This window comes from Neobacillus kokaensis (assembly GCF_014656545.1).
Classification (GTDB): domain Bacteria; phylum Bacillota; class Bacilli; order Bacillales; family Cytobacillaceae; genus Neobacillus; species Neobacillus kokaensis.
Map to the genome: position 1 here is coordinate 168,649 of NZ_BNDS01000003.1, position 15,259 is coordinate 183,907.

Below are 15,259 nucleotides of genomic sequence, written 5' to 3' on the forward strand. Positions count from 1 at the left end.
CTGCCCGTTAAAGCGAGATTAGTACCGTGTAAATAAGGTTTTTTGTTGTTTTCGTTTGTTACGGGAACAATACGTCTAAGAGTTTTGTATAATAGCAGTAATTGACAAGGAGGAATTCTGGTGAAGAAGCCAGTTAATCCAAGGGACAAGCGATTTAAGATTGCCCACCGGGAAGCACTGATCGGTGCTGTTCTCGTGATCATCAATTTTATATGGTGGTACGGTTTTGCTTATGGGCTTGGTTCGGAAAAGGTTGAAAACTATACATACATATTTGGGCTGCCGGCCTGGTTCTTTTATAGCTGTATTGCAGGATTCATAGTGATGGTTATTCTTGTTGCCCTCACCGTGAAATTTCTATTTAAAGATGTTCCCTTTGAGGAAGAAGAGGGGGAGCGTAAATGAATTGGGGTGTTATTGCACCATTAGTTATTTTCTTACTAATTATTTTTGCCGTCGGTTTTTGGTCACATAAATTTGTGCTTAAATCTAATTCCTTTTTAGAAGAATACTTTCTCGGCGAACGGCAGATGGGCGGATTCATCCTCGCAATGACGATGGTTGCCACCTATGGAAGTGCCTCTAGCTTTATCGGCGGTCCCGGTGTTGCTTATACGCAAGGACTCGGCTGGGTACTCTTAGCCATGGCCCAGTTAGCCACTGGCTATTTTACCCTAATGGTCTTGGGAAAAAAATTTGCTATTGTCGCGAGACAGTATAAGGCCATTACGTTAATAGACTTTTTGAAAGAGCGGTATCAAAGTAAGACCGTTGTCTTGTTATCAGCGGCCAGCATTATTATTTTTCTGTTTTCCTCCATGACCGCCCAGTGGATTGGAGGTGCCCGGCTTGTCGAGAGTCTAACCGGTTTACCTTACATAACGGCATTATTGATTTTTGCTTTTTCTGTCTTAATCTTTGTTATTATCGGGGGGTTCCGGGCAGTTGCTTTAACTGATGCTGTTATGGGGGTTGTCATGTTTGCCGGTACGCTCGTTTTGCTGATTGCTACGATTAAAGCAGGCGGCGGCATTCCAAAAATTATTTCAGACCTTACAGCGGAAAATCCAAATTTGATCAGCCCGTTTGGGGCGGAGCGGACATTGACCCCTTCCTATGTTTCTTCCTTTTGGATTTTAGTTGGAATTGGTGTTGTCGGGCTGCCGCAAATTACTGTCCGGGCGATGTCCTATAAAAATTCCAAAGCAATGCACAGCGCAATTATTATTGGGACGATTGTCGTCGGCTTTATCATGCTGGGGATGCATTTAATTGGGGTTTTTGCGAGACCTGTATTACCTGGTGTCAAAATCGGTGATACCGTTATGCCGTTATTATCGATGAAGGTACTGCCGCCGTATGCTGCCGGAATTGTTCTCGCCGCACCAATGGCAGCGATTATGTCGACCGTGAATGCGTTATTGATTCTCGTCAGCTCTGCCCTGGTGAAAGATGTATATTTAAATTACATGAAGCCAAACGCCAGCCAAAGCCATGTGAAAAAAATCAGCTTTAGTGTAACTGCTATCATAGGTATAATAGTAATCATTTTCTCTTTAAGCCCGCCTGATTTAATCATTTGGCTGAATTTATTTTCCTTTGGCGGTCTGGAGTCTGTGTTTATTTGGCCGGTTATTTTCGGCCTCTACTTGGCGAAGGGCAATAAATATGGCGCGATTGCTTCTATGGTTTTAGGGATGTGTTCCTATATTATTTTCGACCGGTTTTATCCGAATGCATTTGGAATGCACACTGTTGTTATGCCGATATTGATTTCAATGATTGGATTTATCGTTGTTAGTTATGCTTCAGGTACCAAAATAGCCAAATAGATGGCATTTTAATTGCAATTTTTTCGATTAATTCCTAGAATAAATGGACAGGAAATTAATAAAATGAGGTGCACTCATTTGGAAATTGTTATCATTAGATATTTATCGGGGCTTATTCTGCCGGGACTGCTGGTCTTGTTGTTCACCCGTGTAACCTACAATCGCTTTATTGGTCTTGTCCTAACCGTTGCGCTGATTGCGGCTTCAGTTTATAAGGGTTATACAAATTCTTTTATTTTAATTGTCGTCGATGCCTTTTCATTAACAGCTGGATTCTGGCTCGCTTCCAAAATGAAGCCGCGTGCCGCTAAAAACGGATAGTTTATTAGGAGTCTGTCTTTCGAGGCAGGCTTTTTTGTTATGAAACACGGGGGTAATAGGTTTCATAGCTCATTGTTTTTTTATAAACTTGTTGCCTTTTTAAAAAAGTCGAATATTAGTTCGCATATTATTGGTTTGTTTTTGGGGTAATGTGGTAAAATGGTATTATTGATTTTTTACGGTAGATAGACTTGAATTTAATTTGGGAGGAACTTTTCGTGGAGAACCAATTTGAATTAGTGTCAAAATATTCGCCCCAGGGGGACCAGCCGGGTGCAATCAAAGAATTAGTCGAAGGCATCTGCGAGAACAAGCGCTATCAAACGCTTCTTGGTGCAACTGGCACGGGGAAAACATTCACGATTTCCAACGTGATTAAAGAGGTAAATAAGCCGACATTGGTGATTGCCCATAATAAAACATTGGCTGGCCAGCTATACAGCGAGTTTAAGGAGTTTTTCCCGAATAATGCGGTCGAATATTTCGTCAGCTATTACGATTACTACCAGCCGGAAGCATACGTACCGCAGACGGACACGTTTATTGAAAAAGATGCCAGCATTAACGATGAGATCGATAAACTGCGCCACTCGGCAACATCTTCATTATTTGAGCGTAACGATGTCATCATTATTGCCAGCGTTTCCTGTATATATGGTCTCGGTAATCCAGAGGAATACCGCGAAATGGTGCTATCCCTTCGAACAGGAATGGAAATTGAACGTAACCAGCTGCTTCATCGCCTTGTTGATATCCAATATGAACGAAATGATATCGATTTTAAACGGGGGACATTCCGCGTCCGCGGCGATGTAGTCGAGATTTTTCCAGCCTCCCGTGACGAACATTGCATCCGTGTTGAATTTTTCGGTGATGAAATTGACCGGATTCGTGAAGTTGATGCCCTTACCGGCGAAATTATGGGTGAGCGCGAGCATGTTGCAATTTTCCCGGCATCCCACTTCGTTACCAGAGAAGAAAAGATGCGGATAGCGATTGAGAATATTGAAAAAGAACTTGAGGAACAGCTTGCCGTTCTAAGAGCTGACGATAAATTACTTGAAGCGCAGCGCCTTGAACAGCGGACCCGTTATGATTTGGAAATGATGCGGGAAATGGGCTTCTGCTCAGGAATTGAAAACTATTCTCGCCATCTAACCTTAAGAGAGGCAGGGGCAACACCATATACTTTGCTAGATTACTTTCCGGAGGATTTTTTGATTGTGATCGACGAATCTCATGTGACCCTGCCGCAAATCCGCGGAATGTTCAATGGTGACAAGGCCCGGAAACAGGTGCTGGTCGATCATGGCTTCCGACTCCCTTCAGCCTTAGATAACCGCCCGCTAATGTTTGATGAGTTTGAAAAACATATCCATAATATTGTGTTTGTTTCGGCGACGCCGGGTCCATATGAAATCGAACACACACCAACGATGGTCGAGCAAATCATCCGCCCAACCGGATTGCTGGATCCAATCATTGATGTGCGCCCAATCGAGGGGCAAATTGACGACCTAATTGGCGAAATTCAAGACCGGGTGAAACGCAATGAGCGTGTTCTTATCACAACATTAACGAAAAAAATGTCTGAGGATTTAACTGACTACCTTAAGGAAATCGGGATAAAAATTCAGTATTTACATTCGGAGGTTAAAACACTCGAGCGGATCGAAATTATTCGTGAACTTCGCCTAGGTACCTATGATGTTCTCGTTGGAATCAACCTGCTCCGGGAAGGTCTCGATATTCCGGAAGTTTCCCTTGTAGCCATTCTTGATGCTGACAAGGAAGGCTTCCTTCGTTCCGAACGTTCGTTGATCCAAACGATCGGCCGTGCAGCACGGAATGAAAATGGCCGCGTCATCATGTACGCTGACCGAATGACTGATTCAATGGAAAAAGCCATCAGTGAAACAAAACGGCGCCGTGCGATCCAAGAGGAATACAATTTGAAGCATGGGATTACGCCAAAAACGATCCAGAAGGGTATCCGGGATGTCATTCGTGCAACCCATGCCGCTGAGGATGTGGAAGAATACAAACCATCAGCATCGTTTGGCAAGATGACGAAGAAGGAAAAAGATAAATTGATTGCCGATATGGAAAAAGAAATGAAAGCAGCAGCCAAAGCGCTTGATTTTGAACGTGCTGCCGAGCTGCGTGATTTAATTTTAGAATTGAAAGCAGATTGATGCTAGATCCGCAGATATACCTTGTAAAAGTTTCAGATAGGATTGTGGTAACTCGCGGATATTTGGCTGAAATTTGCAGATAAAATGTTAAAATACCTTAAATTAAATAGCATGCGCTGCAGAAATTTTTAAACAGCGCCCCATTTTTGAACCTAAAGCGGAAGGATGACCTGCACATGGCGATGGAAAAATTAATAATCAAAGGCGCCAGAGCCCATAATTTAAAAAATATTGATGTCACCATTCCGAGAGATCAGCTTGTTGTATTAACGGGACTTTCCGGTTCGGGAAAGTCCTCGCTTGCGTTTGATACGATTTATGCCGAAGGGCAGCGCCGTTATGTGGAATCACTCTCTGCCTATGCCCGGCAATTCTTAGGACAAATGGATAAGCCTGATGTCGATATGATTGAAGGGTTATCTCCAGCGATTTCGATCGATCAAAAAACAACAAGCCGTAATCCGCGCTCAACTGTCGGAACGGTAACTGAAATCTATGACTATTTACGTTTATTATTTGCTAGAGTTGGACATCCTACCTGTCCAAATCACCATATCGAAATCTCGTCCCAGACCATCGAGCAAATGGTCGACCGGATTCTTGAATATCCGGACCGGACGAAAATGCAAATTCTTGCACCGGTTGTATCCGGCCGCAAAGGAACTCATGTTAAAGTACTTGAAGATATTAAAAAACAAGGTTTTGTCCGTGTCCGCGTTGACGGTGATATGCTCGACCTAAGTGAAGACATCGAACTGGAGAAGAATAAAAAACATTCTATCGATGTTGTTGTCGACCGAATTGTTGTCAAAGAGGGAGTCAACGCCCGTATAGCTGATTCACTGGAAACAGCCCTTGGTCTTGGCGAAGGAAAAGTCATTGTCGACGTCATTGGTGAAGAAGAACTGATGTTCAGTGAGAACCATGCCTGTCCTCAATGTGGTTTTTCCATTGGGGAGCTAGAACCGCGGATGTTCTCTTTTAATAGTCCGTTCGGTGCCTGTCCTGAATGTGACGGCCTTGGATCGAAGCTTGAAGTCGATGTCGACCTAGTGATACCGAATAAGGATTTAACCTTAAAGCAGCATGCCATTGCCCCGTGGGAGCCAACAAGTTCACAATATTATCCGCAGCTGCTCGAAGCGGTTTGCAATCATTACGGAATTGATATGGATATACCTGTTAAGGATATTCCAGAGCATCTGCTCGAAAAAGTTCTTTACGGTTCTAAAGGTGAAAAAATATATTTCCGCTATGAGAACGACTTCGGCCAAATTCGAGATGGCTACATCGAATTTGAAGGTGTCATCCGCAATGTCGAGCGCCGTTATAAAGAAACCAGCTCCGATTATATCCGAGAGCAAATGGAAAAATACATGGGCCAACAACCGTGCCCTACCTGTAAAGGCTTCCGTTTGAAAAAAGAAAGCCTTGCCGTCCTGATCAACGGCCGCCATATAGCCCACGTAACGGACCTGTCAATCGAAGAGGCTTTAGCATTTTTCTCCGGCCTTGAGCTATCTGAAAAAGAAACACAGATTGCCAGATTGATTTTACGAGAAATAAATGAAAGGCTTGGTTTCTTGGTCAATGTTGGTCTTGATTATTTAACCTTAAGTCGAACTGCCGGAACTCTTTCCGGTGGTGAAGCCCAGCGGATTCGTTTGGCAACACAAATCGGCTCGCGTTTAACTGGAGTCTTATACATTTTAGACGAACCATCAATCGGACTTCATCAGCGCGATAATGACCGGTTAATTGGGACGTTGCAAAACATGCGCGATATCGGGAATACATTAATTGTCGTGGAGCATGATGAAGATACGATGCTGGCAGCCGATTATTTGATTGATATTGGACCGGGTGCCGGGGTCCACGGCGGAGAAGTCGTCTCTGCCGGGACCCCTGCTGAGGTAATGGCCGACCCGAATTCATTAACGGGCCAATATTTATCTGGGAAAAAGTTCATCCCGCTGCCTTTGGAACGCCGAAAGCCGGATGGCCGCTACGTCGAAATCAAAGGCGCTGCCGAAAACAATTTAAAAAATGTTAATGTGAAGATTCCGCTTGGGATGTTTATTGCGGTGACGGGTGTTTCTGGATCTGGCAAAAGTACGCTGATCAACGAGATTCTGTTGAAATCATTAGCCCAAAAACTAAATCATGCCAAATCAAAGCCTGGACAGCATAAGAGCATAAAAGGGATTGACCATCTAGAAAAAGTGATTAATATTGATCAATCGCCAATCGGCAGAACACCGCGCTCCAACCCGGCAACCTATACTGGAATGTTTGATGATGTCCGTGATGTGTTCGCTGCGACAAATGAGGCAAAAGTCCGCGGATATAAAAAGGGACGCTTTAGCTTTAACGTAAAAGGCGGTCGGTGTGAAGCCTGCCGTGGTGACGGGATAATAAAAATTGAAATGCACTTTTTGCCTGATGTGTATGTTCCTTGTGAAGTATGTCATGGGAAACGCTATAACCGTGAGACGCTGGAAATAAAGTATAAAGGCAAAAATATTGCGGATGTTCTTGATATGACCGTAGAGGATGCGGTGAAGTTTTTCGAAAACATTCCAAAAATTAGCCGCAAGCTGCAGACAATTTATGATGTCGGCCTTGGCTACATTAAGCTGGGACAGCCGGCAACAACACTTTCGGGCGGGGAAGCCCAGCGTGTGAAGCTTGCATCTGAATTGCATCGCCGTTCAAACGGCAAATCGTTCTACATTTTGGATGAGCCGACAACCGGTCTTCATGTGGATGACATTTCCCGATTACTCGTTGTATTGCAGCGGCTGGTGGAAAACGGAGACACTGTACTGGTCATCGAGCACAATCTTGATGTCATTAAGGCGGCAGACTACATTATTGACCTTGGACCAGAGGGAGGCGACAAAGGCGGTACGATTATCGCAACCGGAACGCCGGAAAAAGTTGCTGAAGCCCAAGGTTCATACACAGGAAAATATTTAAAGCCGATCCTGGAACGTGACCGCTTGCGCATGAAGCAGGAAATGGAAGATAAAAGTGCGATTAAAGCATAAATAGAAAAGGGCTGAAACTTTTGAGTTTCGGCTCTTTTTTTATGCAAGTGAATTTGGCTTTGGCGAAATCATCAGTAAAAACGGCGAAATCCTGGTGAAAGTTCGCGAAATATTTGCAGAGATCCGCGAAATAAACGTGAAAGTCCGCGAAATAAATTGATATTTCCGCGAAAACGAAAACGATTGGCGGAATCCCATCGAAAACCGCCGGAATAAAATCAAAAAACCGCGGAATATTTGCGGAAACTCGCGGAAAAAACATAAAAGTCCGTAAAATATATTTGATACCCAACGGAATCCCATGCGGCCCACAAATCCCCTAAAATGGACAAGCATCTATTTTTCCAACCAATGTAAAAAATCACGAAACTTTCACTCTCACGAATCGTACATATTAATAGAGGATGGTGGACGTGATGGAGACAAGAAAAGTATTATCAAGTTTGTGTTATTTCAGCATATTCTTTGCGGGTTTTATTTTTCCGTTCATTGTATGGTTAGCGAGCGGCGACCAAGCAACTAAGCAGCATGCCAAAAAGTCATTGATTTCGCATTTGATTCCGATTATTCCAACGATTTTTGTTGTCATGGCAGTAGTATATGAAATGGTTAATTTTCAAAATGATCTTCCAATTTTTACAATCATTAGTATTGTTATTACTGGAATCGTTTGGCTCGTTGTCGTGATTTATAACATTATTAAAGGCGTAAAGGTCTTAATTTCTGAATAAGATGGAATGGGGAAAAATAACTATTTTGAGGTGGGAAACAGTGAAAGAGGAACGTAAGCGAATTTTAAAACTGGTTGAAGAAGGAAAAGTGACAGTGGACGAGGCCATATCGTTAATGGAGGAATTAGAAAAAGCGCAGCTGACAGCGGATCAGAAAAAGGAGCAAATGATTAACGAACTTTCCACAGTTGTGCAATTTGAGGAGGCAAAAAAAGAAGACCCTTTTCAAACCAAGTATCAGTCAACGAAAGATAAGATTTTTGAATTTGTCGATTCTGCCTTGAAAAAAATCAAAGAATTCGATTTTGATTTCAACTTTGGCCAATCCGTTGATATATCGCATATTTTCCATCAAGGCGATGTGGAGCTAAAGGATCTGGACGTTGATATCGCAAATGGGTCAGTTAAAATCGCTGTCTGGGACCAGCCGGATGTGCGCGTGGAATGTCAGGCGAAGGTGTACCGTGTTGACAATCAGGACCAAGCGAGGCAAAACTTTTTACGTGATGTCGTCTTTGAAGTAGAGGGGCAGAAGCTAAAGTTTAATACCCAGCAAAAATGGATGAAGGTAGATGCGTTGGTGTTTGTCCCAAAAGCCCAATATGAGCGTATGCGGATTCGTCTATTTAATGGTCCGATTGCAGGCAGTGACATGGACGTGGACGACCTTCGCATGAAAACAGCAAATGGCAAAATCACACTAAACGATGTTAATGCAAAAAGGGGAGAAATTGAAACGGCAAATGGTAAAATCCAAGTTCTGAAAAGCCAAATAGACGAGCTTGAGGCGGAAACGATTAACGGCGCGATCAGCCTTGAAGGTGATTTTAAAAAGACAGAGGCTCAGTCGTTCAATGGCAACATCAGCTATAATCTAAATGGCAATCGCTGTGAATGGTTACATGCCAAAACAACGTCAGGGGCAGTAGACTTGTTTGTTCCAGAAACCCTGCCGATTAACGGGGAGCTGAAAACCAATCTTGGCGGCTTTAATCTGAAGCTTACCGGTGTACAGATTCTTGAGGAGAAAAGTGAAATGATCCAAAAACTGCTTCGCTTCCAATCTATCCATCACCCTGATAAAATGGTAAAGATTTATGCAGAAACGAAAACAGGCTCTATTAGTCTGCAAAAAGCTGTAGAGTAAATTTTTTTAAAAATAGGGGACGTAGACATGAGATGGCTCATTGGATGTTTGATTAATGCAGTTTTATTTTTGGCACTGGCAGGGTTTTTCCGCGAAAGTTTTTATATTTCGGGGTTTTCAGCAGCTCTTCAGGCGAGCATTTTATTATCCATATTAAATGTTTTGGTCCGACCGCTGCTGATATTACTCACGTTACCGGCAACTGTGTTAACGATGGGATTATTTTTATTTGTGATTAATGCTATAACATTGGAGCTCACAGATTACTTAATGGGGAGTGCCTTTGAGATTGACGGCTTCGGGATGGCGCTATTTTTCGCTGTGTTAATGTCGCTCGTAAACCTGGTCATTCAAAAAACAATATTGGAGCCTTCACGGTCCTCCAAAAGAAAATAAAGATAGGTGCGTACCATTCAAAATATGGTGCGCACCTTTTTTTAATCATCGAAAGTATGGTTCTTATCGAAAAAATGTTAAAATGAAAAAAATGATTTTTTTTTGAATAATTAGGTCCGTTAAGGAGGAAAACATTCTTGCCAAAAGTACGTACTAAAGATATATTGGAAAAATTTAAACTTGAATTAATAAGCGGTGAAGAGGGAATTAACCGTCCCATTACCATGAGTGATATATCTCGCCCTGGTATAGAAATGGCTGGTTATTTTGAATTCTATCCTGCTGAGCGGATTCAGTTTTTAGGAATGACGGAGCTGTCCTTTTTCGCGGAACTTTCGCAAAGGGAAAAGGAGTCCAGGATGGAACGTTTATGTACGGACATTACCCCTGCGATTATCATTACGAGGGGATTGGAAGTTCCACCGGAGTTAATCGAAGCATCAGAACGGGAGTCGGTTCCTGTGCTCCGGACAAACATGAAAACAACCCGCTTTTCGAGCCGTCTGACCAATTATTTAGAAAGCCAGCTGGCACCAACAACAGCTGTGCATGGCGTTTTGGTGGACATTTACGGAATTGGTGTATTAATTACCGGAAAAAGCGGGGTCGGAAAAAGTGAAACTGCATTGGAACTAGTTAAGCGCGGACATCGTCTGGTGGCGGATGACTGCGTTGAAATCCGCCAGGAAGACCAAGATACATTGGTTGGAACCTCGCCTGATTTAATTGAGCATTTACTTGAAATCCGAGGTTTGGGCATCATCAACGTGATGACACTGTTTGGTGCAGGGGCCGTCCGCAGCAACAAGCGGATTACACTTGTGATTAACTTAGAACTCTGGGATCCAAAAAAGCAGTATGACCGCCTTGGTTTAGATGAAGAGAAAATGAAAATTATTGATACCGAGGTTACCAAGCTGACGGTACCAGTCCGGCCTGGACGAAACCTTGCTGTTATTATTGAGGTTGCAGCAATGAATTACAGGTTGAAACGAATGGGTGTTAATGCGGCACAGCAATTTACAGAGCGTCTCTCTGATGTGATTGAAGAAGCCGACCATGAACATGAAGATATGTAACAGGAAGAGGAGATTTAGATGAACAATAATCAAAATCCACCAATTGACCAATACCCGGCTTTAGACCCGATTGCCTTTCATCTTGGACCAATCCCGGTGCATTGGTATGGGGTGATTATCGGTTCTGGTCTGGCACTAGCTTTATATATTGCGATTCGAGAAGCGAACCGAAGAAAGCTGCCGCAGGATACATTTGCTGATTTAATGCTGTGGGCAATTCCAATTGCGATTATTTCTGCAAGAATTTATTATGTCATTTTTGAGTGGGATTACTACGCTCAGCATCCGGCGGATATCCCAAAAATTTGGGGCGGCGGTATCGCAATTCACGGTGCACTGATTGGTGCTGTTATCACGACGATTATTTTTACTAGAAAACGGGGAATATCATTTTGGAAGCTTGCCGATATTGCAGCGCCTAGTATTATTTTGGGGCAGGCGATTGGGCGATGGGGGAACTTCATGAACCAGGAGGCCCACGGCGGTGAAGTAACGCGCTCTTTCCTTGAGAGTCTCCATTTACCGAATTTCATAATTAATCAAATGGAGATCGATGGAGTGTACTACCATCCTACTTTCTTATACGAATCGATTTGGAACTTTGCCGGCTTTATTTTACTAATATTGCTTCGTCGGGTGAATTTGCGCCGCGGAGAAATGTTTCTCACCTATGTCATTTGGTATTCTGTCGGGCGTTTCTTTGTCGAAGGGATGCGGACAGATAGTCTGATGCTGGGCAGCCTGCGTATGGCCCAAACCATTTCCATCGCTTTAATTATTGCGGCGATTGCGATGTTAATTTATCGTCGAAAAAAGGGACTTTCCAATGTGCGTTATTTAGATGAAAGAAATATATAAAAGGGAGTTTTAGGGGAAATGCTTTTTAGTTCATTAAAAAAAGGAGTTTTGGTTGGCTTAAAGACAACTTGGACATTAGGAAAAATTATTTTTCCAGTTACTCTCATTGTAGCCATGCTGCAGTACACACCAGTTTTACCGTGGATTATTAAGCTGTTAACCCCCGTCATGAAACTGATCGGCTTGTCAGGGGACGCTGCGATCCCCTTAGTTCTTGGAAATTTCCTGAACCTATATGCCGGGATTGGTGCCATCCTTTCGCTGGACTTTTCTGTGAAAGAGGTTTTTATTTTAGCAGTTATGATGTCCTTCTCACATAATTTATTCATCGAATCCGGGGTAGCAATGAAAGCCGGCGTCAAGCTGTGGGTTATTCTCACAACCAGGCTTGGTTTGGCATTTGTTTCCGCAGCTGTGATTAATCTTGTCTGGCACGGCGGCGGGGAGCCAGCCAAATACGGTCTGATTGAGGCGCAAACGGAACCAGCCGCAACGTTCGCTGGAATGTTATTGCAAGGTTTTGAAAAAGCAGGATTAGGAATCCTGCAGCTGGCAATCATTGTCATCCCGTTAATGATTGTGATTCAAATTTTAAAAGACTTACAATGGCTGCAAAAGTTTTCAAAAGTAATGGCTCCTATTACACGATCACTTGGGATGCAGGAGAACACCTCGACGACAATGGCAGCGGGGCTAATTTTTGGGCTTGCTTATGGTGCTGGTGTGATGATTCAGGCAGTAGAAGAGGATGGGGTCAGCAAAAAGGATGTTACCTTGGCGTTTATTTTTCTTGTTGCCTGCCATGCTGTTGTGGAGGACACGTTAATCTTTGTTCCTCTCGGCATTCCAGTCTGGCCGTTATTTTTAATAAGGCTTGGAGTGGCCATCGCCTTAACTTTAATTGTCGGTACGATATGGAAGCGAACCGGCTTGATCCGAAGAAAGGAAGCAACGTATGAATAACAAAATTACGACATTGTTGTTTGATTTAGATGGAACGTTAATCGATACAAATGAATTAATTATTGCCACGTACTTGCATACACTTGAGAAATATTATCCGGGTAAATATGTCCGCGAGGATGTTCTGCCGTTTATGGGCCCGACTCTTCATGAGGCTTTCAGTACTGTTGATCCCGAACGAGTCGAGGAAATGATTGCCGTGTACCGTGCCTTTAATGTTGCTCAACATGATGTACTGGTAAAAGAATTTCCTAGTGTATATGAAACCATGAAAACCTTAAAAGAAAAGGGTTATAAGCTTGCGGTTGTAACGACAAAACGGGAGGATGTGGCTTTAAAGGGTCTTCGTTTAATGAAGCTTGATGCCTTTTTTGATGTGGTTATTGCTATGGATCATGTTGAAAAAGTAAAGCCGGATCCTGAACCGATTTTTAAAGCACTAGAGCTGCTGGGTTCAACACCCGAAGAAGCAATCATGGTGGGTGACAATTTTCATGATATTTTGGGAGGAAAAAATGCTGGCACGTTGACTGCTGGTGTGGCCTGGTCACTTAAAGGCCGCGAATTCCTCGCAAAATATGAACCTGATTACATGTTAGACGAGATGACTGATTTATTAACGATTCTCGGGGAGTAACGGAATGAGAAAGACAACCCGCTATCGTGTTGAAGGCGCCAACTCCCTCTGGCATGTTTATAAAACCGTTCCTTTTTGGAAGGTGGTCAAAAATTTTGCAGTCATCCAGATGGCTCGCTATACGCCGTTTATAGGGATGAAAAATTGGCTTTACCGCACGTTTCTCGGCATGAAGGTAGGCGACCAGACATCATTCGCTTTAATGGTCATGCTCGATATCATGTTTCCTGAAAAAATTTCAGTGGGCCGTAATACGGTTATTGGTTATAATACAACGATTCTTGCCCACGAATATTTGATTAAGGAATATCGACTCGGCGATGTAGTAATTGGTGATGAAGTCATGATAGGCGCGAACTCTACCATCATGCCCGGCATCACCATCGGCGACGGGGCAATCGTTTCTGCTGGCACCCTCGTTCATAAAGATGTCCCGCCAGGCAGCTTTGTCGGCGGCAACCCGATGCGGATCATTTACACAAAGGAACAGCTCGCTGAACGTTGGGCTAATGATGAAATATATGGTAAAGTATGAAAAGTCTGGTCTAATCGACCGGGCTTTTTTTATAAAAAGATGGGAAAATTATGTTAGATAAAATAAATGTGAAAATCGGCGAAATTCTGGTTGAAGCCGGCGAAATAAATGGGAAAGTCCGCGGAATTCTGCTTGAAGTACGCGAAATAAATACGAAAATCGGCGGAATTTATACAAAAACCCGCGGCAACCACCTTACTCATAACATAAAACCCAAAATCAACCATACTTTTTCGTTGACGAAAACTAGCACAAGGGGTAAACTAAAATACAATAAAACTTTAATTCTCTAATATATTAGCAGACTAAAGCGAAACGAAAAGGATGAGCAATATGAGCCGCTTGTTTATGTTTGAAAAGCCGCTAGGGATGCGTGATACCCTGCCGGAATTATACGAGAAAAAATATCGAGTACGCGCGCATTTGGCGGAAACGTTTAAGCTTTGGGGGTATCAATTCATTGAAACCCCGACTCTAGAATATTATGAAACAGTTGGAGCAGCATCCGCGATTCACGACGCCCAGCTGTTTAAATTACTTGATAAAGAAGGTCATACTCTGGTGTTAAGGCCGGAAATGACAACCCCGATAGCCCGCGTTGCTGCATCAAAGCTTTTGCAGGAAGACCTGCCAGTCAGATTAGCGTATTCAGCTAATGTGTTCCGGGCTCAGCAACGAGAGGGCGGCCGCCCTGCGGAGTTTGAACAAATCGGTATTGAATGTGTCAATGAAAATACGGTCTCCTGTGACGGTGAAGTAATTGCCTTGCTGATTTCTTCTCTTAAGAAAGCAGGATTAGAAAAATTCCAGGTGTCGATCGGCCATGTTGGTTTTGCTCAGGAATTATTTGTCCAAATTTTAGGAACAAACGGTCGCGCAACAGCTTTACGAAAATTTTTATATGAAAAAAATTACGTCGGCTACCGAGAGCATGTTCAGGCATTAAACCTATCGTCGATTGATAAACAAAGACTTCTCCAGCTTCTTCAGTTAAGAGGCGGTGAAGAAGTGTTAAGCAGTGCCGCAGACATTATTGAAAACGGTCAAGGGAAAAAAGCGATCAACGAGCTAAAAGAGCTTTGGGAAGTCATCAAAGACTATGGCTATGTTGACCATGTGAAGTTTGATTTTTCCATTGCCAGCCATATGAGCTATTATTCCGGCATTTTATATGAAGTGTATGCGGGAAATGTCGGTTTTCCAATCGGGAATGGCGGCCGCTATAGTTTAATTGAGAAGTTTGGAAAAAATGCCAGTGCCGCTGGTTTTGCTGTTCGACTTGATATGCTGCTGGAGGCATTAGGCGGCGGTCAGCTTGAAAACGACACTCATTGCATTTTTTTCAGCCAGGAACGGAGAGGCGAGGCTTTTATAGCAGCGAGAAAAATGCGTGAACAGGGGCAAAAGGTTGTTCTTCAAGATATTAACGGGGTGAATAGCCTTGATGCCTTTACGAAAAAATTCGCTGAAACGTCCTTTTTAATAGGGGGACGGAGTAATGAATAAGGTGGTGCT

General features: G+C 43.2%; 15 protein-coding genes. All 15 read left to right on the forward strand.

Annotated elements, in window-relative coordinates; translation table 11 throughout:
- Window positions 1–120: 120 nt before the first annotated feature.
- The 15 genes from IE222_RS05285 to IE222_RS05355 all read left to right on the forward strand — a co-directional run bounded on the left by IE222_RS05285 (window position 121) and on the right by IE222_RS05355 (window position 15,250).
- Window positions 121–405, forward strand: a complete 285-nt coding sequence (locus IE222_RS05285) for a YhdT family protein (protein WP_191270445.1) — start codon at window positions 121–123, stop codon at window positions 403–405.
- A complete protein-coding gene (gene panF / locus IE222_RS05290; RefSeq protein WP_191270447.1) occupies window positions 402–1,832 on the forward strand; it encodes a sodium/pantothenate symporter in 1,431 nt (476 codons plus the stop codon). Before IE222_RS05285 ends, panF begins: the two co-directional genes overlap by 4 nt.
- Window positions 1,833–1,910: 78 nt before the next feature.
- Window positions 1,911–2,153 (forward strand): DUF2198 family protein, encoded by a 243-nt coding sequence (locus IE222_RS05295; RefSeq protein WP_223282586.1) that lies wholly within the window; start codon window positions 1,911–1,913, stop codon window positions 2,151–2,153.
- A 218-nt stretch (window positions 2,154–2,371) separates the two neighbouring features.
- Window positions 2,372–4,348, forward strand: coding sequence for an excinuclease ABC subunit UvrB (uvrB, locus tag IE222_RS05300; protein ID WP_191270451.1), 1,977 nt, complete (start codon window positions 2,372–2,374; stop codon window positions 4,346–4,348).
- Window positions 4,349–4,524: 176 nt separating this feature from the next.
- Window positions 4,525–7,398: an excinuclease ABC subunit UvrA gene (gene uvrA, locus IE222_RS05305; RefSeq protein WP_191270453.1), complete on the forward strand. Its 2,874-nt coding sequence runs from the start codon at window positions 4,525–4,527 to the stop codon at window positions 7,396–7,398.
- Between the two features lie 416 nt (window positions 7,399–7,814).
- Complete coding sequence (locus tag IE222_RS05310) at window positions 7,815–8,129, forward strand: magnetosome magnetite crystal formation protein family (RefSeq protein ID WP_191270455.1); 315 nt, start codon at window positions 7,815–7,817, stop codon at window positions 8,127–8,129.
- 40 nt (window positions 8,130–8,169) lie between these two features.
- A complete protein-coding gene (locus IE222_RS05315; protein ID WP_191270457.1) occupies window positions 8,170–9,276 on the forward strand; it encodes a DUF4097 family beta strand repeat-containing protein in 1,107 nt (368 codons plus the stop codon).
- A gap of 27 nt (window positions 9,277–9,303) precedes the next feature.
- Window positions 9,304–9,672 carry a phage holin family protein gene (locus IE222_RS05320; RefSeq protein WP_191270458.1) on the forward strand — a complete coding sequence of 123 codons (369 nt, stop codon included), beginning with the start codon at window positions 9,304–9,306 and terminating at the stop codon, window positions 9,670–9,672.
- Between the two features lie 137 nt (window positions 9,673–9,809).
- Window positions 9,810–10,751 (forward strand): HPr(Ser) kinase/phosphatase, encoded by a 942-nt coding sequence (gene hprK, locus IE222_RS05325; protein WP_191270460.1) that lies wholly within the window; start codon window positions 9,810–9,812, stop codon window positions 10,749–10,751.
- Between the two features lie 18 nt (window positions 10,752–10,769).
- Window positions 10,770–11,609, forward strand: coding sequence for a prolipoprotein diacylglyceryl transferase (lgt, locus tag IE222_RS05330; RefSeq protein ID WP_191270462.1), 840 nt, complete (start codon window positions 10,770–10,772; stop codon window positions 11,607–11,609).
- An 18-nt stretch (window positions 11,610–11,627) separates the two neighbouring features.
- Window positions 11,628–12,572 (forward strand): nucleoside recognition domain-containing protein, encoded by a 945-nt coding sequence (locus IE222_RS05335; RefSeq protein ID WP_191270464.1) that lies wholly within the window; start codon window positions 11,628–11,630, stop codon window positions 12,570–12,572.
- Window positions 12,565–13,209: a pyrophosphatase PpaX gene (ppaX, locus tag IE222_RS05340; protein ID WP_191270466.1), complete on the forward strand. Its 645-nt coding sequence runs from the start codon at window positions 12,565–12,567 to the stop codon at window positions 13,207–13,209. The genes IE222_RS05335 and ppaX overlap by 8 nt, the downstream gene beginning before the upstream one ends.
- A 4-nt stretch (window positions 13,210–13,213) precedes the next feature.
- The gene (locus IE222_RS05345; RefSeq protein ID WP_191270467.1) at window positions 13,214–13,744 is read left to right on the forward strand and encodes an acyltransferase; all 531 of its coding nucleotides are present in this window, start codon (window positions 13,214–13,216) and stop codon (window positions 13,742–13,744) included.
- 50 nt (window positions 13,745–13,794) lie between these two features.
- Window positions 13,795–14,037, forward strand: coding sequence for a hypothetical protein (locus IE222_RS05350; protein ID WP_191270469.1), 243 nt, complete (start codon window positions 13,795–13,797; stop codon window positions 14,035–14,037).
- Window positions 14,038–14,077: 40 nt separating this feature from the next.
- Window positions 14,078–15,250, forward strand: coding sequence for an ATP phosphoribosyltransferase regulatory subunit (locus IE222_RS05355; RefSeq protein ID WP_191270471.1), 1,173 nt, complete (start codon window positions 14,078–14,080; stop codon window positions 15,248–15,250).
- The last annotated feature ends 9 nt before the right edge of the window (window positions 15,251–15,259 follow it).